This window comes from Pediococcus inopinatus (assembly GCF_002982135.1).
GTDB lineage: Bacteria > Bacillota > Bacilli > Lactobacillales > Lactobacillaceae > Pediococcus > Pediococcus inopinatus.
This window is the reverse complement of sequence record NZ_CP019981.1, coordinates 1,483,755-1,507,156: the sequence shown is the minus strand read 5'-3', so window position 1 is coordinate 1,507,156 and position 23,402 is coordinate 1,483,755. Positions and strand designations below refer to the sequence as shown.

Sequence of the window (23,402 nt, the reverse complement as noted above, 5' to 3'; positions counted from 1 at the left end):
TATAAGACGGTGAAAAGAAAAGCTGAGGAGAAAACATGAAAGATTATTTAATAAAAAGTATCATTAACGATGGGATGTTTCGGGCCTATGTGATTAATGGCACCAATCTGGTTCAAGAAGCTCAAAAGCGGCACGATACATGGAGTGCTGCCACCGCTGCGCTAGGTCGCTCACTAGTGGGTACGATCATGTTAGCTGGATCGTTACTAAAGGGCGACGATAAAATGACCGTTAGAATTAATGGTGGCGGCCCGGTTGGCGGAATTATCGTTGACGGCAATGCTAATGGGACGGTGAAAGGATATCTACAGCATCCGCATGTCTCATTACCGTTGAACAAGCAGCATCATATCGATGTGGGCAAGGCTGTTGGTAATCAAGGAACATTATCGGTTACTAAGGATATGGGTTTAAAGGATCCATTTACTGGTAACGTTGGATTGGCTTCCGGTGAAATCGGTGATGATTTCACGTATTACTTGGCCCAATCAGAACAAATTCCATCTTCAGTTGGAGTATCTGTTTTTGTGAATCCAGATGAGAGTGTTGAAGTTGCTGGAGGATTCATGATTCAAGTGATGCCCGGGGCAAGTGATGAGGCCATCAATCGGTTACAAACCACCTTATCCAATTTACCCCTTGTGTCAGATTTATTGAGACAAGGAAAAACACCTGAAGATATTTTGAAGTTGTTATTTAGTGATGACAAAATAAAAGTTTTGGATAAAATGCCCGTTTCTTTTGTCTGCGATTGTTCCAAAGAACGGTTTGCAGCTGCAATGGCAAGTTTGCCTGCCAAAGAAATTGAAACGATGATTCAAGAGGACCATGGTGCAGAAGTTAATTGTCGTTTTTGCGGAAACAAATATCAATTTGACGAAACTGAACTGAAAACTATTTTACTTCAAGCTCAGAATTGAGTTTTGTTTGGTAGGATATCAGTTGTGTGCTATGATAAATCTCATGATGTCAGTAAACGAGAGATTGTATCCCAATGAACTGATTTAATTAACGTAACTTAGACCACTTTTTATGAGGTGAAAAATATGGAATGGCAAATTGGTGATGTAACAATTCCCAATCAGCTTGTTGTGGCACCGATGGCCGGTGTAACAAATTCTGCCTTTCGTCTAATTTGTAAAAAATTTGGCGCAGGACTAGTTGTTTGTGAAATGATTTCTGATCGAGGAATCATGTATAAAAATAAGAAAACTTTGAGTATGATGAATGTGGATCCTCATGAGCATCCAATGAGTATTCAAATTTTTGGGGGCACTAAAGAAACTTTGGTAGAAGCTGCTAAGTTTGTGGATCAGCATACTGAAGCCGATATTATTGATATTAATATGGGTTGTCCCGTCAATAAAGTTGTCAAAACAGAAGCTGGCGCACGTTGGCTTCTAGATCCCAACAAAGTTTATGAGATGGTTTCTTATGTAACAGACGCTGTTAAGAAGCCAGTGACTGTTAAGATGAGAACTGGCTGGGATTCCGATCATATTTTTGCGGTTGAGAATGCATTGGCTGCAGAGCGTGCCGGTGCTTCGGCATTAGCTATGCACGGTCGAACACGAAAACAAATGTATACAGGACACGCCGACTGGAACATTTTAAAAGAAGTTTCAGATCAACTCACAATTCCATTTATGGGAAATGGGGATGTCCGGACTGCTGAAGATGCAAAACGGATGTTGGACGAAGTTGGTTCGACGGCAGTGATGATCGGTCGGGCAGTTTTAGGAAATCCTTGGATGCTGAACCGAGTTTCCAAGTATCTTGAAACTGGTGAACTGGTGGACGAGCCAGAACCAGCCGAAAAGATCAGAATTGCGAAGGAACATTTACATGGTTTGGTAGAGCTAAAAGGCGATTATGTTGGCCCTCGGGAATTTAGAACGCAGGCTGCATACTACCTTAAGGGAATTTCCCATTCTGCAAGAACTAAGGTTGCGTTGAATAATGCGGAATCTGAGAAAGAGATGGATGACATCTTTGACCAGTTTGCAGAGAAGCAACAAGAGCGAGAAATTAAACGTCAACAAATGGCAAGGTGATTATCCACTTGCTTTTTTGGTGCAAAATAGGCATCATAGATACGTGAGACTAATGGTAGAGGAGGATTTTTAAGTGGCACAAAAAGAGCAAGATATGAACGATCAGTTGAAAGTTCGGCGCCAGAAAATGCAGGATTTACGTGATAAGGGGATTGATCCTTTTGGACATGCATTTAAACGGACCCATTTAACTAATCAACTTCATGAACAATACAGTGATCTAGATAAAGAAGAGTTAGAGGAAAAGAATGTTCAGGCAACGATTGCCGGAAGAATGATGTCTAAACGTGGTAAAGGCAAAGTAGGCTTTGCAGATCTTAAAGATCGCAAAGGTACGATGCAGATTTACGTACGTAAAGATACGGTTGGTGAAGATGAATATGCACTTTTTAAACAAGCTGATTTAGGTGACTTTATCGGTATTACTGGACAAGTGATGAAAACGGATATGGGAGAATTAACGGTTAAGGCAACAGACTTAACTTTTCTTACAAAGGCCCTACGTCCACTTCCTGATAAATATCACGGTTTGCAAAACGTGGAACAAATTTATCGTCAACGCTATTTGGATCTTATTTCTAATGATGATAGTTTTGCACGCTTCATCAAAAGAACCAAGATTATTAGTGCAGTTCGTAAATACTTGGACAACTTGGATTATTCCGAAGTTGAGACACCAGTTTTGCATGGTCAAGCCGGTGGTGCAAATGCACGTCCATTTGTTACCCATCATAATGCGTTAGATATTGACCTGTATCTCCGAATTGCTTTGGAGCTTCATTTAAAACGACTGATTGTCGGCGGAATGGAACGAGTCTATGAAATTGGCCGTGTTTTCCGGAATGAAGGGATGGATACGCGTCATAATCCTGAGTTCACAATGCTAGAAACTTATACTGCTTATTTTGATTTTCATGATGTGATGAACGAAACAGAAGGAATCTTTAAAGCAGCCGTTAAAGCAGTTTCGCCAGATGGTAAAATCACTTATCAGGGAACTGATCTAGATCTAGGCAAAGATTTTGATCGCATGCACATGGTTGATGCAATTAAAAAGTATACTGGGGTTGATTTCTGGCCCAAGATGTATTTGGAAGATGCTCGCAAATTAGCTGATGAACATAAGATTCACTATGAAGAATGGTGGCAAGTTGGTCATATCATTAATGAATTCTTCGAACAGTTAGTTCAAGATAAATTAACGCAACCGGTCTTTATTTATGGTCATCCAGTAGAAATTTCCCCTTTGGCTAAGAAAAACCCTGACGATGCTCGATTCACAGATCGTTTTGAGCTCTACATCAAGGGTAATGAATTTGCTAATGCCTTTACCGAGTTAAACGATCCGATTGACCAGCGTGAACGTTTTGAAGCACAAGTTGCTGAACGTGAGCAAGGAAATGATGAAGCCGAAGGTATTGATGAAGACTTTATCGAAGCTTTGGAATACGGAATGCCGCCAACTGGTGGACTTGGAATTGGAATTGATCGGTTAGTTATGCTTTTAACAGATGCACCTTCAATTCGTGATGTGTTATTATTCCCAACAATGCGTCCAGATAAATAGAGATAAAATAAACTATTTGCATTTTTTTGCAAATAGTTTATTTTTTTGTTTTGCAGATAGTAATATATTAAAAATGATAAAATTGATCTATGAATGAGATAAATAGAAATAAAAAGGCGTCAAATGATATAATCGTTCGTGTTTTTTAGATTTTATAAGATTCGCATCAATATGATATGGAATTATGATGAAATTGGGTATTGACCAATGGACGCTTTTTTGGTTATACTAGTACCCGTTGCTTAAGAGATGTGGTGTTGAGGCAAAAGAGTTATTTCAAATTCTTCTTGACACAATTAATTGCTGATGCTATTATTATATAGCTGTCAAAATTAATTAATATCTTTTAACAGCGTCCTAGTAGACCTTTGAAAACTGAACAAAGTTTCGACAAAGTAAAATGTGTAGGGTCTTCAAATGAAAATTTTGAAGCAAACATTTGCGAAGTCAATTCGTTTTAAACAATGAAACAACAAATGAGCTTGTAAAAACTCAAGTATAATATGAGAGTTTGATCTTGGCTCAGGATGAACGCTGGCGGCGTGCCTAATACATGCAAGTCGGACGCACTTTCGTTGAATGATTTAGAGATGCTTGCATCGAAGATGATTTTAACTATAAAGTGAGTGGCGAACGGGTGAGTAACACGTGGGTAACCTGCCCAGAAGTGGGGGATAACACCTGGAAACAGATGCTAATACCGCATAATAAAGTAAACCGCATGGTTTTCTTTTAAAAGATGGCTTCGGCTATCACTTCTGGATGGACCCGCGGCGTATTAGCTAGTTGGTGAGATAAAGGCCCACCAAGGCTGTGATACGTAGCCGACCTGAGAGGGTAATCGGCCACATTGGGACTGAGACACGGCCCAGACTCCTACGGGAGGCAGCAGTAGGGAATCTTCCACAATGGACGAAAGTCTGATGGAGCAACGCCGCGTGAGTGATGAAGGCTTTAGGGTCGTAAAACTCTGTTGTTGGAGAAGAACGTGTGTGAGAGTAACTGCTCATGCAGTGACGGTATCCAACCAGAAAGCCACGGCTAACTACGTGCCAGCAGCCGCGGTAATACGTAGGTGGCAAGCGTTATCCGGATTTATTGGGCGTAAAGCGAGCGCAGGCGGTTTCTTAAGTCTAATGTGAAAGCCTTCGGCTTAACCGAAGAAGTGCATTGGAAACTGGGAAACTTGAGTGCAGAAGAGGACAGTGGAACTCCATGTGTAGCGGTGAAATGCGTAGATATATGGAAGAACACCAGTGGCGAAGGCGGCTGTCTGGTCTGTAACTGACGCTGAGGCTCGAAAGCATGGGTAGCGAACAGGATTAGATACCCTGGTAGTCCATGCCGTAAACGATGAATGCTAAGTGTTGGAGGGTTTCCGCCCTTCAGTGCTGCAGCTAACGCATTAAGCATTCCGCCTGGGGAGTACGACCGCAAGGTTGAAACTCAAAAGAATTGACGGGGGCCCGCACAAGCGGTGGAGCATGTGGTTTAATTCGAAGCTACGCGAAGAACCTTACCAGGTCTTGACATCTTCTGCTAACCTAAGAGATTAGGCGTTCCCTTCGGGGACAGAATGACAGGTGGTGCATGGTTGTCGTCAGCTCGTGTCGTGAGATGTTGGGTTAAGTCCCGCAACGAGCGCAACCCCTATTATTAGTTGCCAGCATTAAGTTGGGCACTCTAGTGAGACTGCCGGTGATAAACCGGAGGAAGGTGGGGACGACGTCAAATCATCATGCCCCTTATGACCTGGGCTACACACGTGCTACAATGGACGGTACAACGAGTTGCGAGACCGCGAGGTTAAGCTAATCTCTTAAAACCGTTCTCAGTTCGGACTGCAGGCTGCAACTCGCCTGCACGAAGTTGGAATCGCTAGTAATCGCGGATCAGCATGCCGCGGTGAATACGTTCCCGGGCCTTGTACACACCGCCCGTCACACCATGAGAGTTTGTAACACCCAAAGCCGGTGGAGTAACCTTCGGGAGCTAGCCGTCTAAGGTGGGACAGATGATTGGGGTGAAGTCGTAACAAGGTAGCCGTAGGAGAACCTGCGGCTGGATCACCTCCTTTCTAAGGATATTTAGAAACGGAAACCTACACATATGTCGAAACTTTGTTTAGTTTTGAGAGGTCTACTCTCAAATGTATACCGCGCGAAACGGGCCTATAGCTCAGCTGGTTTAGAGCGCACGCCTGATAAGCGTGAGGTCGATGGTTCAAGTCCATTTAGGCCCATTGATACATTTTTGGGGAATTAGCTCAGCTGGGAGAGCGCCTGCCTTGCACGCAGGAGGTCAGCGGTTCGATCCCGCTATTCTCCATTGACGGCTTAGCCGTCGAATTTGTTCTTTGAAAACTAAATAATATCGAAAAATTTTCTAATTTTAATTATCAGATAATTAAACCGAGAACATTGCGTTTTATAGAGTTTTACAACAAGATTAGTTCTTAAAATAATCGCTAAACTCAAAACCACTTTATCTTCGATAAAGTTAGGTTAAGTTATAAAGGGCGCATGGTGAATGCCTTGGCACTAGGAGCCGATGAAGGACGGGACTAACACCGATATGCTTCGGGGAGCTGTAAGTAAGCTTTGATCCGGAGATTTCCGAATGGGGAAACCCAACAACATTAATCCGTTGTTACCACTACGTGAATTCATAGCGTGGCTGGAGGTAGACGTGGGGAACTGAAACATCTCAGTACCCACAGGAAGAGAAAGAAAAATCGATTCCCTGAGTAGCGGCGAGCGAAAGGGGAACAGCCCAAACCAGGAAGCTTGCTTCCTGGGGTTGTAGGACTGAACATTTGAGTTACCAAAGATTTTCATAGCCGAACAGTCTGGGAAGACTGGCCAGAGCGGGTGATAGCCCCGTAGGCAAAATGAAGATCCCTCAGTTCAGGATCCTGAGTACGGCGGAACACGTGTAACTCCGTCGGAATCCGGGAGGACCATCTCCCAAGGCTAAATACTCCCTAGTGACCGATAGTGAACCAGTACCGTGAGGGAAAGGTGAAAAGCACCCCGGAAGGGGAGTGAAACAGTTCTTGAAACCATGTGCCTACAAGAAGTCAGAGCCCGTTAATGGGTGATGGCGTGCCTTTTGTAGAATGAACCGGCGAGTTACGTTTGCATGCCAGGTTAAGTTGAAGAAACGGAGCCGTAGCGAAAGCGAGTCTGAATAGGGCGACTGAGTATGCAGATGTAGACCCGAAACCAAGTGACCTACCCATGTCCAGGTTGAAGGTGCGGTAAAACGCACTGGAGGACCGAACTCGTGTACGTTGAAAAGTGCTGAGATGAGGTGTGGGTAGCGGTGAAATTCCAAACGAACTTGGAGATAGCTGGTTCTCTCCGAAATAGCTTTAGGGCTAGCCTCGGACTTAGGATCATGGAGGTAGAGCCACTGTTTGGACTAGGGGCCCATCTAGGGTTACTGAATTCAGATAAACTCCGAATGCCATTGATTTATGTCCGGGAGTCAGACGGTGAGTGATAAGATCCATCGTCGAAAGGGGAACAGCCCAGACCACCAGTTAAGGTCCCTAAATATATGTTAAGTGGAAAAGGATGTGGAGTTGCATAGACAACTAGGATGTTGGCTCAGAAGCAGCCATCATTTAAAGAGTGCGTAATAGCTCACTAGTCGAGTGATTCTGCGCCGAAAATGTACCGGGGCTTAAACATATTACCGAGACTGTGGATGCCACCGTAAGGTGGCGTGATAGGAGAGCGTTCTAAGGGCGATGAAGGCAGACCGTGAGGACTGTTGGAGCGCTTAGAAGTGAGAATGCCGGTATGAGTAGCGAAAGACAGGTGAGAATCCTGTCCACCGAATGACTAAGGTTTCCTGGGGAAGGCTCGTCCTCCCAGGGTTAGTCGGGACCTAAGTCGAGGCCGAGAGGCGTAGACGATGGATAACAGGTTGAGATTCCTGTACTAGTTAAACTTGTTTGAACAATGGAGGGACGCAGTAGGCTAAGGAAAGCACACAGTTGGATAAGTGTGCCCAAGCAACAAGTCTTAGATAGAGTCAAATGCTTTATCTTTTAAGGACAAGTTGTGATGGGGAGCGAAATTTAAGTAGCGAAGTTCCTGATGTCACACTGCCGAGAAAAGCTTCTAGTTAGAGTTTAACTACCCGTACCGCAAACCGACACAGGTAGTCGAGGAGAGTATCCTAAGGTGTGCGAGAGAACTCTCGTTAAGGAACTCGGCAAAATGACCCCGTAACTTCGGAAGAAGGGGTGCTGATCGCAAGATCAGCCGCAGTGAATAGGCCCAGGCGACTGTTTATCAAAAACACAGGTTTCTGCAAAATCGTAAGATGACGTATAGGGGCTGACACCTGCCCGGTGCTGGAAGGTTAAGTGAATGAGTTAGCTTCGGCGAAGCTTTGAAATGAAGCCCCAGTAAACGGCGGCCGTAACTATAACGGTCCTAAGGTAGCGAAATTCCTTGTCGGGTAAGTTCCGACCCGCACGAAAGGTGTAACGATCTGGGCACTGTCTCAACGAGAGACTCGGTGAAATTATAATACCCGTGAAGATGCGGGTTACCCGCGACAGGACGGAAAGACCCCATGGAGCTTTACTGTAGCTTGATATTGAGTGTTTGTACAACTTGTACAGGATAGGTAGGAGCCGTAGATACCGGAACGCTAGTTTCGGTGGAGGCGTTGGTGGGATACTACCCTCGTTGTGTGAACCCTCTAACCCGCGCCACTAAGCGTGGCGGGAGACAGTGTCAGGTGGGCAGTTTGACTGGGGCGGTCGCCTCCTAAAGAGTAACGGAGGCGCCCAAAGGTTCCCTCAGAATGGTTGGAAATCATTCGCAGAGTGTAAAGGCACAAGGGAGCTTGACTGCGAGACAGACAGGTCGAGCAGGGACGAAAGTCGGGCTTAGTGATCCGGTGGTACCGTATGGAAGGGCCATCGCTCAACGGATAAAAGCTACCCTGGGGATAACAGGCTTATCTCCCCCAAGAGTTCACATCGACGGGGAGGTTTGGCACCTCGATGTCGGCTCATCGCATCCTGGGGCTGTAGTCGGTCCCAAGGGTTGGGCTGTTCGCCCATTAAAGCGGTACGCGAGCTGGGTTCAGAACGTCGTGAGACAGTTCGGTCCCTATCCGTCGCGGGCGTAGGAAATTTGAGAGGATCTGTCCTTAGTACGAGAGGACCGGGATGGACATACCGCTGGTGTACCAGTTGTTCCGCCAGGAGCATCGCTGGGTAGCTACGTATGGATGAGATAAACGCTGAAAGCATCTAAGTGTGAAACTCGCCTCGAGATGAGATTTCCCATTCCATTTATGGAAGTAAGACCCCTGAGAGATGATCAGGTAGATAGGTTGGGAGTGGAAGTGTAGTGATACATGGAGCGGACCAATACTAATCGGTCGAGGACTTAACCACAAAGTGGTGTTCTCAAAGAGAAGATTTCGATATTATTTAGTTTTGAGAGAATAAATTTCTTTCACACGAGCCGCGGAAGTGGATCGGAGAAGTGTGGTGACGATAGTGAGAAGGATACACCTGTTCCCATGTCGAACACAGAAGTTAAGCTTCTTAACGCCGAGAGTAGTTGGGGGATCGCTCCCTGCGAGGGTAGGACGTTGCCATGCGTTTATTCCGGCATAGCTCAGTTGGTAGAGCCCCTGACTGTTAATCAGGTTGTCGACGGTTCGAGTCCGCCTGCCGGAGTAGTGATAGATGTTAACCTTCTGAATTGAAAGTTAGCATCTTTTTCTATAATGCCGGCTTAGCTCAGTTGGTAGAGCATCGGTATCGTAAACCGAGGGTCGGGTGTTCAAGTCGCCTAGCCGGCATTGTAAGACACCTCAAAAGGTGTCTTTTGTTGTTTTTAGGAGAATTTGGGAAGCAATACTGCTAGAAACAATCAATTTTAATTACCAAGAGATGTTTGGAGGAAGAAATAAATTGAATAACAAAAGCGACGTAAGCAATGATAAGTCCTTCTTTGGACAACCAAGAGGACTATCAACATTGTTCTTTACGGAAATGTGGGAGCGTTTCAGTTACTATGGAATGCGTGCCATTCTACTTTTCTATATGTATTACGCAGTTTCCAAGGGTGGTTTAGGTTTTAGTCAGGTAACAGCTGCTTCGGTTATGTCCATTTATGGTTCATTAGTTTACCTTACAAGTGTGATCGGTGGATTTGTGAGTGACCGAATTCTTGGACCAAGAAGAACCGTATTTTTAGGCGGAATCTTCATTATGTTTGGACACATTGCTCTTGCGTTACCATTTGGGGCTCCCGGGTTATTTATTTCAATTGGTTTAATTGTAATTGGGACTGGGTTGCTAAAACCTAATGTTTCTGAAATGGTTGGGGGCCTGTATACAGAGGATGATATTCGTCGTGATTCTGGATTTAGTATTTTTGTTTTCGGAATTAATTTAGGAGCCTTGATTGCACCATTATTAGTTGGTTGGGTTGGTGCACAAGTTAACTTTCATGCAGGATTTTCTCTTGCAGCCATCGGAATGTTTTTTGGGTTACTACAGTATTACTTAGGTGGTAAAAAATACTTAAGTAAAGATAGTTTGTACCCATCAGATCCGATTGAACCTAAAGATGCCCGCAAGATTGAGTGGTCTGTTGCAATTGGTGTAGTGATTTTTGCATTAGTTCTGGTTGCAATGAAACTTGCTAACATTATGAACATTGATAATGTAGTCTTATTGCTGAGTATAATTGCTGTCGCAACCCCGATTGTCTATTTTGTTTTAATGTTTTCTAGTAATAAAGTTACTAAAATCGAACGTTCAAGACTTTTGGCTTATATTCCCTTATTCATTGCGGCTGTCATTTTTTGGGCTATTGAAGAACAAGGGTCAGTTGTTCTTGCCTTATTTGCGGCTCAAAGAACTCAGCTACATTTGGGCTTCATAACGTTATCTGCTTCGCAATTTCAATCTTTAAATCCGCTATTCATTATGCTTTACACACCATTCTTTGCATGGATGTGGATTAAAATGGGTAATAAACAACCTTCATCACCACGAAAGTTTGCTTATGGACTTGGTTTTTCAGGACTATCATATTTATTCATTGCCCTTCCAGGAATGTTATTTGGAACGGCTGGAAAAATTAATCCACTTTGGTTGGTTGGTAGTTGGGCAATTGTAGAAATTGGGGAAATGTTGATTTCACCAATTGGATTGTCAGTAACGACTAAACTCGCACCAAAAGCATTTAGTTCTCAGATGATGAGTATGTGGTTCTTAGCTGATGCTGCAGGACAGGCCATTAATTCGCAGATTGTGCGTTTTTACACCAGTGCCACAGAAGTTCCTTACTTCTTAATTGTTGGGGCTGTGAGCATCGTTGTAGGCTTTTTGTTGCTACTTATGTCGCGATGGATCTCTTCAAAGATGGTTGGAATCAATTAAATTTTAAAAAGCTAGATCAGTTTCTGTTTTACAGGACTGGTCTTTTTTATTTGGCAAGGTCTTTTAGGGGATTTTAGTTAAAATTAAGCGTAAAATTAAATATTAATCAGTTTTTGAAAAGCACAGGTGAAATTATGAAAATTGCAGTTACTAGTGACAACCATTTTGATGTGAATCGGCTTGATGTAAGTGAAACAATCAAAGCACAGGCTGACTATTTGGCCAATGAAAATGTTGAAATTTACTTGATTGCTGGAGATTTGTTTAATGATTTTGGCAAAAGCCTAGCCTACGTGCGAAGTTTGCAGGCGGAATTGGGATCACAGACATTAGTAAAATTTATTGCTGGCAATCACGATATGGTTCAAGGAGTTACTTTTGCTGAACTTGAAAGTACAATAGATGTTAGCTATATGCATAATCAATTTTTAGATATTCCTGGCACAAATTGGCGTCTGATCGGGAATAATGGCTGGTATGATTATGGATTTGCTGATAATCTTCCAGATAAAACCATCGCCAATTTTGAAACTTGGAAACGAGCGTACTGGATAGATGGTGCTATTCAGCAAACAATGACCGATGGTGAACGAATGGACTTGGTTTTGGATGAGAGTACCAAACAGTTTAAAATGGCTGAGAAGGCTCATAAACGGGTTTTATACTATACACATTTTGTTCCGCGGCGTGACTATATTCGGTATGCCCCAGAGGGAAATGTTTGGAACATGGCTAATGCGTATATGGGTAGCGCACGATTAGGAAAGTTATTGGAAAAATTCAAGACTGAAATTGTGGTGTTTGGCCATATGCATATTCATCCTAAGCCAAAGAAATTTTCGGAAACGGTGTACTATGACCAAGCAGTGGGGTATCATAATAAGAGGATCAACGAATGGCAGCATAATACGTTTTTAGAAGAGTGGCAAGCACGATTAGCTTACTTTGAATTATGATTTTTGAAGATTTTTTAAACGAATTTGCTAAAAAGACTTGATATTTGTCTGGATTTTCGGTATTATATTTTAGTCGGATGCGTTTCAAACGTTGAAGCAATTCATAGGGAAGGGTAGCGAAGTCTGGCTAAACGCGGCGGACTGTAAATCCGCTCCTTCGGGTTCGGTGGTTCGAATCCACTCCCTTCCATTTTATGAATGGGCTATAGCCAAGCGGTAAGGCATCGGGTTTTGATCCCGAGATGCGATGGTTCGATCCCATCTAGCCCAATAAATTAATAAAAACTGCTATATGACATTAGATTAGTCATATAGCAGTTTTTTTATACAGAGATTTGTAGAAAGTGGTTTAATATATGTAAGCGGATAAATAGGATTAGGTGGTCTAAAATTGTGAATAGGTCACTTATATGAAAGGTAAAAATATGGCAAGTTGGATCTGGTATCATGGAGATTTTGCAATCTATCAAGCAATGAAACAAAACTTTGATCGTGAAGAGCGGGGGATGAATTGGCCCGCTTACTGGTATACTTCGGGTTGGAATCATAACGTTTATTTTTGGAAAGAATTCCAGTTTGATCACGCACAAACGTTTTCAACTATCATTCAAGGTAAGGGATATGGCAAGCTGATTAATCTGGAGGATAGTCAGGAAACGAAGTTTATTTTGGGCAGTCAAATGACATGTCCGGCTGGCCATTTTCGGATCGAAATTTACGTTGGAAATCTTTCAGGGTTGCCATGCGCATTTATTGAAGGTAAGGAAATTTATAGTGATCATAGTTGGAAGGCTTCTAATTTTCTGGGTGACGATGTAATTGCCGGAACAAGTCAGTTTTTCACGAATAGCAAACAGAATCCAATGCATTTTGAATATTCACATAAAATCCAGAATGCCAAAAGGATTGAAATTGTTAATGGCGGGACTTTATTAGATTTTGGGCATGACCTAACTGCTAAAACTATGATTCAATTTTTCGAACAATTTCAAACGATGGTATTGTGTTATGGGGAAAGCCGCACCGAAGCTTTGGATGTTGCAGATGCTTACTTAAAACATGAAATTAGGATGCACGACGATCCAGATGGTTCCTATGATGAAAGCAACAAAACATTTACGACTAAATTACGTGCCTTTCGTTACATCTACGTTCCTGATATTTCCAGTTTGGATGATATTGGGACAATATTTGTGAATTTTGAATTTGTTAAATTTCCGAAAATCGGGGCTTTTGAGTCACATGATTCTAAACTAAATCAGATTTGGCGAGTCTCGGACCGTACCTTGCGTCTGTGTTCCGGAATCTTTTTTATTGATGGAATTAAACGCGATCGTTGGGTCTGGGCCGGTGATGCTTTTCAGTGTTTTTACATGAATCGGTATGACTTTTTTGATAAAGAAATTGTCGAACGGACAGTGCTAGGTTTACGCGGGGAGCTCGATATCAAGCAACACTTGGATACCATTGTGGATTATTCCATGTACTGGTTAATTAGTATTGAGTTATATTATGAAACATTTGCGGATAAAACATTTGTGGAGGTTGTTTATCCAAAAATGAAACAATTAATTGATTTTTCACTTGAAGCAACGGATAAACTAGGATTTATTCATGAACGTAAAGGCGATTGGATTTATATTGATTGGGCTGATTTTGATCATGAAGGGACCCTATGTGCAGAACAAATGGTCTTGGCGCGAGCTTTACAAAGTGTGATTAAAATTTCTAAGCTGTTAAATCAAGACGCTCAAGAGTATGAAGCTACTTATCAACGACTACGAGTAAATATTGATAAATATTTTTGGGATGAAGGAAAGCAAGCCTATATTGATAGTTATGAGTCAGGAAAACGACACGTCACCAGACACGCGAATATCTTTGCCATTTTGTTTGATTATGTGGATGAAAAAAGAACACAAACAATTGTAAAGAAGGTATTACGAAATCCCTTAATTGCGACCATCAATACGCCTTATTTTAAATTTTGGGAACTAGAGGCGTTAGCCAAAGTCGGGAGTTACCAAGATGTGCTGGATACAATTAAAACTTATTGGGGTGGTATGTTAGACAACGGAGCAACCACGTTTTGGGAATACTTTGATCCAAAAGAAAAAGGAGCAGCTCGATATGCGATGTACGGGGATAAATATGGAAAAAGTTTATGCCATGCATGGGGCGCAAGTCCAATTTACTTAATTGGTCGGTATTTGGTGGGTTTAAGACCCACTCAGGCGGGTTACAAAACGTTTGAAATTGAGCCCCAACTCTCTCTGTTAGGTGATTTTAACGCGAAGTTTCCCCTTAGTGAAAAAGGAGATTATGTATCTCTTGAATCTAAAAATAAGTATTTACTGATTCAAGCAACGAAAAAGGGTGGAACCCTGCTTGTTCAAGATAAGCAAATTACCATTCCTACTGATCATCAACTTAAACTGAGTTTTAACGATCTTTACTAGAAAAAGACTACGGATAGCATCGTGAAAACATACACGTTTGCTATCCGTAGTCTTTTTTTAGATTAAACTAATTTTTTAGTCAACACTGGTTTCAACGCGAGGGCTTTTGCAGCTTCCTCGCTATCGTCAAAGTGGTGCTTGGTGTTACCAATAATTTGATAATCTTCGTGGCCTTTTCCAGCAATTAAAATAACATCGCCAGGTTTAGCATCCTTAACAGCCTCTTGAATGGCTTCACGACGATCTACATACACTGGGACATTGGCATCAGGAACCCCGGCAATCATATCCTTAAGAATGGCTTCTGGGTCCTCTGTTCGGGGATTATCAGAAGTGAATATTGGTTTGGTACTATCCTGAACCGCAATTTTTGCCATCTGTTCACGTTTGCCATGGTCCCGATCACCACCGCAACCGATGATGCAATAAACATCTTTTTCAGCAAACGTATTAATAGTTTTCAGCGCGTTTAAAAGACTGTCTGGGGTGTGCGAGTAGTCTACAATTACTCGCACACCCGTATCTGAGGGGATGGATTGAAAACGGCCTTTGACGCCAGTAACTTTTTCTAGAGACTGGATAATCTGATCCTTAGGCAAACCACTAGCATAAGCAGCCGCAAATGCAGCCAACATATTATAAACGTTAAACTGTCCAATTAATTTCATTGTGACATGCGTAATTTCACCAAAAACTACTAGGTCAAATTCCGTACCGTGCCTGAAAATCTGCACATTTTGAGCGTGAATCATCGCGTCAGAATTTAAGCCATAGGTTAACACGTGAGCCGCCGTATACTGTTCAAACTCCCGGCCTACAGGATCATCTGTGTTCAAAACAGCCACTTTGCTTGTACCATCAGCAGTATACTTATTTCCTAACTGGGAAAATAAGAGACTTTTGGCGTGAATGTAATTTTCCATAGTTTTGTGAAAATCCAGATGATCACGAGTAAGATTAGTGAACACTGCGATGTCAAAATCAATGCCCCACACGCGCCCAAGATCTAACGCAATTGAGGAAACTTCCATTGCGACCGTTTCAACATTTGCTTGGTGCATCTTGGCTAAGGTACGTTGTGTGGTAATTGCATCCGGAGTTGTATTATTGGTTGGAAGAACTTCATCCTTAATTTTACGATACATTGTCCCAATAAGACCGGTTGCTTGGTGCTGGTCGCGATAAATTTGTTCGATCAAGTGGGTAACGGTTGTTTTGCCGTTTGTACCGGTCACACCAATCATACGCATTGACTGACTAGGAGCTTGATAAAAGACATCCGCTAGAATTGCCATGGCCCGTTCGGTATTTTGAACGTAAATAACAGGAACAGAAACGTCGATCCGTTTTTGGGCAACAATGATTGCAGCACCTTTTTCAACAGCTTGAGGAGCTAGTTTGTGGCCGTCCACATGATAGCCATCCACGGCGATAAACATTGCGCCGGGTTGCACTTCACGGGTATCTTGTGTCAGCATAGTGACGTCGAAATCACTGGTAATTGCTGGCTTAACCTGTTTGAATTTTAAACTGTTAATTAATTTGGTAACTTTCATTGAGTAAACCCTCCTCGGATTTTTGTTTTAAACTTTTCCTTGTTGATAAGCGCCTAAAAATTCATCGTGGAGAACGTTTAAGGCCGTTTTTAGATCTGTTTGTTTGACTAGTATCCAAATGGTCGTGTAGCTATCGGTAGATTGCAAAATATGAATATGGTTGGCGGCCAAAGTCGTTACAATGCGAGCAGTAATTCCTGGTGTGCCAGATATTCCAGCCCCAACCACCGCCACCTTTGCACAATCTGAAACGATCTGATAGATAATCTCTGACTTTTTAAAGACAGTTTCTGCAAGCGGGGCATCACCGTTGACTAAGTTGAACACAACTTGATGATTGGAAATATTGATAAAATCGATACTTAATTGGTGAGCTGCGAGCAGTTGAAAAATTTCGGCAGATGAAACTTTGTCAGTTGAAACGGAAAATTGCGTGAGATCGGTTTGATGGGCAATCCCAGTCACAGAACGGTAGTGTTTTACAGATGCAGCGTGGTTAGTCACTAAAGTTCCTAATTCAGTCGGCTGCTGATAAGTAGCACGAATCCGCATGGTTAAGTTAGCTTGTTTTGCAATTTCAACAGCCCGGGGATGAATCACACGCGCACCGTTCACTGCCATGTTGGCAAGCTCTTCGTAGCTGATGGTTTTAAGACAGCGAGCATGGGTGACCAAGCGCGGGTCAGCCGTCATAATCCCGTCAACATCTGTAAAAATATCAACTCGAGTGGCATTTAAGGCAGCACCTAAAATTGTAGCAGATACATCAGAGCCCCCGCGACCAATCGTTGTGATGCGGCCGTCCTTTGTCGCACCCTGAAAACCAGTAACGACCACAACATCCGCGGTTTGAAACGCGCCCTGAATAGGTTGGGGATCAACTTTTAAAATCTTGGCATTCTGAAATTCATCATTTGTGATAATTCCCGCATCATGGCCCGTCAGCGTCATCGCTTTTAGCCCTTGTTCTAAGGCGAGTTCGGTAAAGACAGTCGCAGAAATAGTTTCACCAACGGACATTAACATGTCGAGTTCCCGATTTGTAAGGTTAGTTTGTTCAGCATGAACCAAGTTTAAAAGCGCGTCAGTGGCATAAGGAGTCTCGTGACTTCTAAACGCAGAGACAACCACAATAACTTTATTGCCTTGTTGGACAGCTGCTTTCACATGTTTTAACGCTTTGAGTCTGGCTGACTCGTCTTTAACAGAGGACCCACCAAATTTTTGTACGATTATATCTATATCCATTTTTACTTTAACAACTCCTTAGGTTGTTCAAATACGGGGGCTTCCACATAAAGGCGGTACCAGGTCATGAAGGTTAAAACAGCCCATAATTTCCGTGAATTATCGCGAACGCCATTACGATGGTCTTCTAATAATTTCAAGAAATAATCTTTATTAAGGTATTGGCCAGTTTGTGATTCATTGATAATTGAACGTGCCCAGTCGTACATTTCGTCTTTTAACCAAAAGCGAATAGGAACTGGAAAGCCGAGTTTTTTACGGTTTAAAACGTGGTCAGGAACGATTCCTTCGGCCGCTTTTCGTAAAATGTACTTGGTCGTGCCGTGGGCAATTCGTAAATCAGCAGGGATGGTTGAAGCGACTTTGTAAACCTCACGATCAACGAAAGGTGTCCGCAATTCCAAGCTGTGAGCCATCGTGGTCCGATCGGCATTGTGCAACAAATCACCATTTAGCCACGTGTGCATATCAATGAACTGCATTTGGGTGATGGGATCATATGCTTTAGATTCCGCATAGAAAGGTTTCGTAATTGTCTGAAATGGGTGTTTGTTGTCATAATTTTTAAAGAAAGCATGTTTTTCCGTTTCATTAAAAATAAATGCATTGCCCACGTACCGATCTTCCAGTGGGGTGGTTCCCCGCATCAGAAATGAGCGACCTTTAACACCTTCAGGAATTAATCTTGCCAAATGGTTGAGGGCGGAATTGATGGGGCGTGTATATTTGAATGCCCGCAGAGATTCTGGCTCGTGATAAATAGTATAGCCACCAAATAACTCATCAGCGCCTTCACCAGTTAGAGCAACTTTAACGTGTTTAACGGCTTCTTTGGCCAAGAAATATTGAGGGACAGCAGCCGGATCAGCCAACGGATCATCCATACTAAAGACAAAGTTAGGAAAGATCTTCATAAATTCTTCCGGCGTAATGATCATGCTGTAATTTTTTACATCCAATTTTTCGGCTGTTTCTTGGGCAACATCTAATTCACTGTAACCTTCTCGTTCAAAGCCAACTGAGATGGTTTCCAAGTGGGGATTGAAATTTTTGGCGATGGCCACAATGATTGAAGAATCGATTCCACCGGATAAAAAGGAGCCGACTGGCACATCGGAACGCATATGCATTTTAACGGAATCGATCAGCACATCACGGACACTTTTGACATAATCCGCTTCCGGCTTAATTACAGGATGAAACTCGCGGTGGAAATAGCGGTTAATAACAGGTGCTTCGCCTAATTTTTTAGTTAGCGTACAACCTGGAGCTAACATCTGAATTTCATGAGTAAGCGTTTCTGGTTCGGGAACAAATTGGAAAGTCATGTAATCTTGTAGCGCATCCTCATCAAATGTTTTTGATTTCAAAATTTTGTAAATGGCTTTACTTTCGGACGCGTAGAAAAAGTTATCATCTTGAATAGCGTAGTAGAAAGGTTTAATGCCAAATTGATCTCGGGCTGCAAAAAGGGTTTGTTCCTTTTTATCCCAGATGACAAAGGCAAACATGCCTCGTAAATATTTAGTCGCATCAGAATGGTATTTTGCGTATAAAGCTAAGATAACTTCTGAATCTGATTTTGTTTTAAATGAGTAACCCTCTTTAATGAGGTTTTCACGTAATTCGATAAAATTATAAATTTCGCCATTAAAAGTTAACCAGTAACGTTCGTCATCGTAAGAAAGTGGCTGATGACCACCATCCAAATCGATAATACTTAGGCGACGAAAGCCCATGGTAATGTGATCATCTGAAAAATAACCACTGTCATCCGGTCCACGATGTACCAACATCTTTGTCATGGTATGGACAGTTTGATCATAAGTAGCTTTTTCAGTTAGAGAACGGTCTGTTAAACAACCTGCGAATCCACACATAAAAGTTACCTCCCCTATTTTTAACCTAATTTTACGCCTTGTGATTGTTGGATGTCATCAAATATATATAATTTCCTAATTGTAAGTAAAGATTTTTCTATAGGAGCTATGCTAAAACTATAAAGGAAACAGATTAAATCAAGTTTAAAATCTGCCAAAAGTTGTGCGAAGCCAAGTATGGAAGGGTACATATACAAAAAACATGATAAAATACAGATATAGAAAACGAAAGTGAGCGTGTCAAAATGAAAGTTGGATTTATAGGTGTTGGAAACATGGCAAAAGCAATTATTACAGGGATGGTTAAAGCCGGTTTTTCTGGTGAAGACATTCTTGTGCATAGTGGACATCTTGAACACTACGAGGCATTTGCGAAACAAAATCAATTAGTGATCGAAGCTAGTAATGAAGCCGTAGCTAAAAAAGCGGATGTTGTGGTGTTGGCAGTTAAGCCAACCATTGCGGAAGCAGTTTTGCGATCAATCAAAGCAGAATTACAAACTGATAAGAAGCTCTTGGCATCAGTGGTTTCTGGATTAAGCATTGCACAAATGCAGGCGATTATCGGAAATTGGCCGGTTTTACGGGTCATGCCTAATGTGAATGTTGAAATTGGTGAAGGGATGACGGGACTCGCTGCTAGCGGCAATCTCAATCTAAATCTGGCACCTATAAAAAATGGAAAATATATCTTTGAATTGGTCGGGAAAGTGATGGAGATTTCGGAAGCCGATTTCAGCACATTTGGTGCAATTGCCGGAAGTGCGCCGGCATACGCCTATTTCTTTATTGATGCTTTATCGCGAGCAGGCGTTAAATACGGGCTAACTAAACAGGCAGCTACTGAAATTGCCGCTCAGGTGGTTAACGGCAGTGCCAAAATGGTGTTGGCGGCCGATGAAAATCCAGCCGCATTAATTGATAAAGTATCTTCGCCTGGTGGAACCACAGTGGCGGGTTTCTTAGCAATGGAAGAAGCTGGGTTTATGACCTCCGTTGTGAAGGGGATTGATGCCACGATTGCTAAAGAAACCGAAGAATAAGGTTTTAAACAAAAACACCTCTATGCAAAATGCGTAGAGGTGTTTTAATTATGCTTAATTTAATTTTGATGCGGCAATTTTTTTACCGAATTCAGTTTGATCAAAATGGTCAATAGTTTGTTTGAGATCTTGATAGGTTAAACTAGCCCCAAACAAGGGACTGCCGGGCTCGGTCATAATACCATCAGCAAGGTTATAATGGACAACTTGATCAAAACCCATGGATTCAACAAATTGAGCAACTTTGTCAACCGCTTCGTGATTATTTCCGGTTACAAATAAAGCTTTGCGTTTAGAAGAATTTTTCGAAGCAGCTTCTTCTTGCAGATTATGATAGCCCATGTGATTAAAAGTTTTGACGATGGTTGCATGCTTAAAATAAGCCTGGACTTGTTCACTGGAAGTTGAATCAGCATCCAAAACTTCCTCACGAATCCCATCAGTTTCCCACCAGTAGTTTGTGGCATCGATAACTAATTTATCTTTAAGCAGATCAGCATCAATATTTTTATATCGGCTTAGGGGAATGGCCAAGATAATAATGTCGCTGTTAGCAACCACATCTTTATTTTCCGAAGCAATCGCACCAGGAACCAGTGTTTTAATTGTGAGCGCAATTTTTTCGACTGATCCGGAACCAGAAATTCGGACCTCATAACCGGCGTTTAAAGCAAGTACGGCTAGAACAATCCCGACTTTACCGGCACCAATAATACCAACTCGTTTGATTGTCATGATTTTGCGGCCTCCTTTTCGAGCAAGATTTCTTTAACTCGCGGAATAACTTTAGTACCAAAGAGTTCAATCATTCGTTCTCGTTGGGCCACGGTCTGATTACCGGCACCATAAACCAAATCGAAGCGGCCTAAACCAAGTAAATCAATTGTCCTAGCGATTCGTTGTGCAACCACTTCAGGGGTGCCAACATAAAACGAACCATTTTTAGTTTCACCATCAAACTGTTCGCGACTCATTGGGGCCCATCCGTGGGTTAAACCAATCCGATCAAAATTAGCTTTGATGTTTTCAAAAGCGACTTCGACAGCTTCATCTTCGTCGTCAGCAATAAAGCCGTGAGAATGAACGGCAACTGGATATTCTGGCATATTGAGTTTTTTAGCTGCTTCGTGGTAAAGATCAATATAAGGTTTGAAGCGATCGGCTTGCCCACCGATAATGGCCAGAATAACTTTATAGCCGAAACGAGCTGCTCGGATAATTGACTCTGGGGAACCGCCAATTCCGATATAGGTTTCTAATTCGCCATGTTCAGTTTTTGGATAAACTTCCTGATCTTTTAAAGCAGGACGGAATTTACCAGACCAAGTCACGGCTTTTTCTGTTCGTAATTGTTTATAGAGTTCTAGTTTTTCATTGAAAAGATCATCGTAGTCGGTTAAATCATAACCAAATAAAGGAAACGACTCAGTAAATGAACCACGACCGAGCATAACCTGTGCGCGACCATTGGACAACCCATCTAATGTGGCAAAACGCTCATAAACGCGAACTGGATCATCGGAACTTAATACAGTAACGGCAGTGGCTAATTTAATATTTTTAGTAACTGATGCAATGGCTGCGAGTACTGTTTCAGGACTAGAGACACTGTAATCTGGGCGATGATGTTCACCAACACCGATTACGTTGATGCCGTACTGATCGGCAATTTCACCTTCGTGAATAATTTGTCGAATTGACTCTGCTGCTGACTTTAAACTACCATCTTCATTGGCAACGATATCGCCAAAAGTTTCAATACCGAATTCTAATTTATTTACGTCTACCATAAGTTGTCCACCTCTATTTATTTTTTTGCTTACTTTTTGTAAGTTGTTGCAATCATAGTATTATATCTGGGTCTAAAAAGCAATTGTTTTTAACTTTAAAACGAAAGAATATGATTGATAGTCATTATTTGCTGGAAAATGGGTGAAGTTAAAGTTTCTACTTGCAGTTGTGGTCTATACCGATTATAATGAACTTAAATAAAGGCGAGGGAGATTTTTAACTAATGAGTACTGTATTGAAACATGCCACAATTTATACTGGTTTAGAAAAAATTGATGATGGATTCATTCGTTTTAACAAACAAATTGAAGCCGTTGGACCAATGAGCGAATTCCGACCATTGCCAGATGATGAAATCCATTTTGCTGCAGAAACGATTGTGACACCTGGATTTATCGATGTTCACAGTCATGGTGGCTATGGTTTCGATGCCATGGATGGTGACGCAGACCAAATTAATGAAATGGTTACTAAGATGACACGCACAGAAGGAATTACCACTTATTTCTGTACAACCATGACGCAATCTAATGAAAATATTGATCATGCGATGAAAGGGGTGACCAAGGCTGCTGCGGTTAATCCCGTTATCAAAGGTGTGCATTTGGAAGGCCCATTCATTTCAGCTACTTTCAAAGGCGCTCAACCAGAACAATACATTAAAGATCCTGATACTAAGTTATTAGAACAATGGAACAAGTCAGCAAATGGCTTAGTTAAATTAATCACTATGGCTCCTGAAGATAAGGGTGCTGATGAATTTGAATCTTACTGTTTAGCACATGGCATTGTGCCATCAGTTGGTCATAGTAATGCCAAACGAGCAGATTTATTAAATAGTAAAGTCAGTCACGGAACTCATTTATACAATGCCCAACGTGAGTGGAAACATCGTGAACCAGGTGTGACTGGTCATGTAATGTTAGAAGATAACATCTATGCAGAATTAATTTGTGATGGATTCCATATTGTTCCTGACATGTTGCGTTTAGCATACGAAGTTAAGGGACCAGAGCGAATTGAATTGGTTACAGATTCAATGCGGTCAAAAGGCATGCCAGAAGGCGAAAGTGAACTTGGCGGTCAAAAAGTTTATGTTAAAGACAAGCAGGCTCGTTTAGCTGATGGCACTTTAGCAGGATCTGTCCTTGAATTTACGGATGCTTTCAAGAACGCAATGAAATTCATGGGATGCAGTATTGAAGACGCCGTTCAAATGAGTTCTGTAAACCAAGCTAATGAATTTGGTTTGGACAGTAAGGGAACCCTTGAAGTTGGTAAGGATGCTGATTTAAACTTGTTTGACGATAACTTGAACAAATTAGCAACTTACAGTTATGGACGCGAATTTTCAAATTCAGATAAATAATTTTCGAACGGCTTAATTTGTTGGTATAATAGGATTATTAGCTCGTTTAT

General features: G+C 42.0%; 13 protein-coding genes, 6 tRNA genes and 3 rRNA genes. 17 read left to right on the top strand and 5 right to left on the bottom strand.

Annotated features, from left to right (window positions below; translation table 11 throughout):
- The first annotated feature begins 35 nt into the window (after positions 1 to 35).
- From hslO to PI20285_RS07595, 15 genes are all read left to right on the top strand, one after another.
- A complete protein-coding gene (gene hslO, locus PI20285_RS07665; protein ID WP_057774351.1) occupies positions 36 to 920 on the top strand; it encodes an Hsp33 family molecular chaperone HslO in 885 nt (294 codons plus the stop codon).
- A gap of 126 nt (positions 921 to 1,046) precedes the next feature.
- Positions 1,047 to 2,054: a tRNA dihydrouridine synthase DusB gene (gene dusB, locus PI20285_RS07660; RefSeq protein ID WP_057774353.1), complete on the top strand. Its 1,008-nt coding sequence runs from the start codon at positions 1,047 to 1,049 to the stop codon at positions 2,052 to 2,054.
- A 94-nt stretch (positions 2,055 to 2,148) separates the two neighbouring features.
- Entirely contained in the window at positions 2,149 to 3,621 is a 1,473-nt protein-coding gene (lysS, locus tag PI20285_RS07655) for a lysine--tRNA ligase (protein WP_105782265.1), read from the top strand.
- 499 nt (positions 3,622 to 4,120) lie between these two features.
- A 16S ribosomal RNA gene (locus PI20285_RS07650) occupies positions 4,121 to 5,698 on the top strand.
- 90 nt (positions 5,699 to 5,788) lie between these two features.
- Positions 5,789 to 5,863: transfer RNA gene (locus PI20285_RS07645), tRNA-Ile, on the top strand.
- 13 nt (positions 5,864 to 5,876) lie between these two features.
- A tRNA-Ala gene (locus tag PI20285_RS07640) sits at positions 5,877 to 5,949 on the top strand.
- A gap of 174 nt (positions 5,950 to 6,123) precedes the next feature.
- A 23S ribosomal RNA gene (locus PI20285_RS07635) occupies positions 6,124 to 9,046 on the top strand.
- 92 nt (positions 9,047 to 9,138) lie between these two features.
- Positions 9,139 to 9,255, top strand: a 5S ribosomal RNA gene (rrf, locus tag PI20285_RS07630).
- The 16S, 23S and 5S rRNA genes sit together here with 4 tRNA genes alongside, the layout of an rRNA operon.
- A 6-nt stretch (positions 9,256 to 9,261) precedes the next feature.
- Positions 9,262 to 9,334 (top strand) — tRNA-Asn (locus PI20285_RS07625).
- 52 nt (positions 9,335 to 9,386) lie between these two features.
- Positions 9,387 to 9,459, top strand: a tRNA-Thr gene (locus tag PI20285_RS07620).
- Between the two features lie 112 nt (positions 9,460 to 9,571).
- Entirely contained in the window at positions 9,572 to 11,050 is a 1,479-nt protein-coding gene (locus PI20285_RS07615) for a peptide MFS transporter (protein WP_236698829.1), read from the top strand.
- A gap of 134 nt (positions 11,051 to 11,184) precedes the next feature.
- Positions 11,185 to 12,006 (top strand): metallophosphoesterase, encoded by an 822-nt coding sequence (locus PI20285_RS07610; protein ID WP_057773572.1) that lies wholly within the window; start codon positions 11,185 to 11,187, stop codon positions 12,004 to 12,006.
- 107 nt (positions 12,007 to 12,113) lie between these two features.
- A tRNA-Tyr gene (locus PI20285_RS07605) sits at positions 12,114 to 12,196 on the top strand.
- A 9-nt stretch (positions 12,197 to 12,205) separates the two neighbouring features.
- Positions 12,206 to 12,277, top strand: a tRNA-Gln gene (locus PI20285_RS07600).
- A 154-nt stretch (positions 12,278 to 12,431) separates the two neighbouring features.
- Complete coding sequence (locus PI20285_RS07595) at positions 12,432 to 14,465, top strand: alpha-L-rhamnosidase-related protein (protein WP_158694984.1); 2,034 nt, start codon at positions 12,432 to 12,434, stop codon at positions 14,463 to 14,465.
- Positions 14,466 to 14,527: 62 nt separating this feature from the next.
- Here the strand turns inward: PI20285_RS07595 and PI20285_RS07590 are convergent, their stop codons facing one another.
- Genes PI20285_RS07590 through asnB form a run of 3 tightly spaced genes read right to left on the bottom strand, consistent with a single transcriptional unit; the run spans position 14,528 to position 19,149 of the window.
- Entirely contained in the window at positions 14,528 to 16,021 is a 1,494-nt protein-coding gene (locus PI20285_RS07590; RefSeq protein ID WP_057773568.1) for a UDP-N-acetylmuramoyl-L-alanyl-D-glutamate--2,6-diaminopimelate ligase, read from the bottom strand.
- A 27-nt stretch (positions 16,022 to 16,048) separates the two neighbouring features.
- Positions 16,049 to 17,263: an aspartate kinase gene (gene dapG, locus PI20285_RS07585; RefSeq protein ID WP_057773578.1), complete on the bottom strand. Its 1,215-nt coding sequence runs from the start codon at positions 17,261 to 17,263 to the stop codon at positions 16,049 to 16,051.
- 8 nt (positions 17,264 to 17,271) lie between these two features.
- Positions 17,272 to 19,149: an asparagine synthase (glutamine-hydrolyzing) gene (gene asnB / locus PI20285_RS07580; protein WP_057773567.1), complete on the bottom strand. Its 1,878-nt coding sequence runs from the start codon at positions 19,147 to 19,149 to the stop codon at positions 17,272 to 17,274.
- A 245-nt stretch (positions 19,150 to 19,394) separates the two neighbouring features.
- On the opposite strand from asnB, the gene proC reads away from it, so the two are divergent.
- Positions 19,395 to 20,192 (top strand): pyrroline-5-carboxylate reductase, encoded by a 798-nt coding sequence (gene proC, locus PI20285_RS07575; RefSeq protein ID WP_057773564.1) that lies wholly within the window; start codon positions 19,395 to 19,397, stop codon positions 20,190 to 20,192.
- A 54-nt stretch (positions 20,193 to 20,246) separates the two neighbouring features.
- Here the strand turns inward: proC and PI20285_RS07570 are convergent, their stop codons facing one another.
- The gene (locus PI20285_RS07570) at positions 20,247 to 20,930 is read right to left on the bottom strand and encodes an NADPH-dependent F420 reductase (protein ID WP_105782214.1); all 684 of its coding nucleotides are present in this window, start codon (positions 20,928 to 20,930) and stop codon (positions 20,247 to 20,249) included.
- On the bottom strand, positions 20,924 to 21,982 hold the full coding sequence (locus PI20285_RS07565; RefSeq protein WP_057773559.1) for an LLM class flavin-dependent oxidoreductase: 1,059 nt from the start codon (positions 21,980 to 21,982) through the stop codon (positions 20,924 to 20,926). The genes PI20285_RS07570 and PI20285_RS07565 overlap by 7 nt, the downstream gene beginning before the upstream one ends.
- A gap of 224 nt (positions 21,983 to 22,206) precedes the next feature.
- On the opposite strand from PI20285_RS07565, the gene nagA reads away from it, so the two are divergent.
- The gene (nagA, locus tag PI20285_RS07560) at positions 22,207 to 23,352 is read left to right on the top strand and encodes an N-acetylglucosamine-6-phosphate deacetylase (RefSeq protein WP_057773557.1); all 1,146 of its coding nucleotides are present in this window, start codon (positions 22,207 to 22,209) and stop codon (positions 23,350 to 23,352) included.
- Positions 23,353 to 23,402 lie beyond the last annotated feature (50 nt).

Coding starts and splice junctions, on each gene's coding strand:
- hslO (WP_057774351.1), top strand. CDS start 36: ATGAAAGATTATTTAATAAAAAGTATCATTAACGATGGGATGTTTCGG.
- PI20285_RS07590 (WP_057773568.1), bottom strand. CDS start 16,021: ATGAAAGTTACCAAATTAATTAACAGTTTAAAATTCAAACAGGTTAAG.
- nagA (WP_057773557.1), top strand. CDS start 22,207: ATGAGTACTGTATTGAAACATGCCACAATTTATACTGGTTTAGAAAAA.
- proC (WP_057773564.1), top strand. CDS start 19,395: ATGAAAGTTGGATTTATAGGTGTTGGAAACATGGCAAAAGCAATTATT.
- PI20285_RS07565 (WP_057773559.1), bottom strand. CDS start 21,982: ATGGTAGACGTAAATAAATTAGAATTCGGTATTGAAACTTTTGGCGAT.
- dusB (WP_057774353.1), top strand. CDS start 1,047: ATGGAATGGCAAATTGGTGATGTAACAATTCCCAATCAGCTTGTTGTG.
- lysS (WP_105782265.1), top strand. CDS start 2,149: ATGAACGATCAGTTGAAAGTTCGGCGCCAGAAAATGCAGGATTTACGT.
- PI20285_RS07595 (WP_158694984.1), top strand. CDS start 12,432: ATGGCAAGTTGGATCTGGTATCATGGAGATTTTGCAATCTATCAAGCA.
- PI20285_RS07610 (WP_057773572.1), top strand. CDS start 11,185: ATGAAAATTGCAGTTACTAGTGACAACCATTTTGATGTGAATCGGCTT.
- asnB (WP_057773567.1), bottom strand. CDS start 19,149: ATGTGTGGATTCGCAGGTTGTTTAACAGACCGTTCTCTAACTGAAAAA.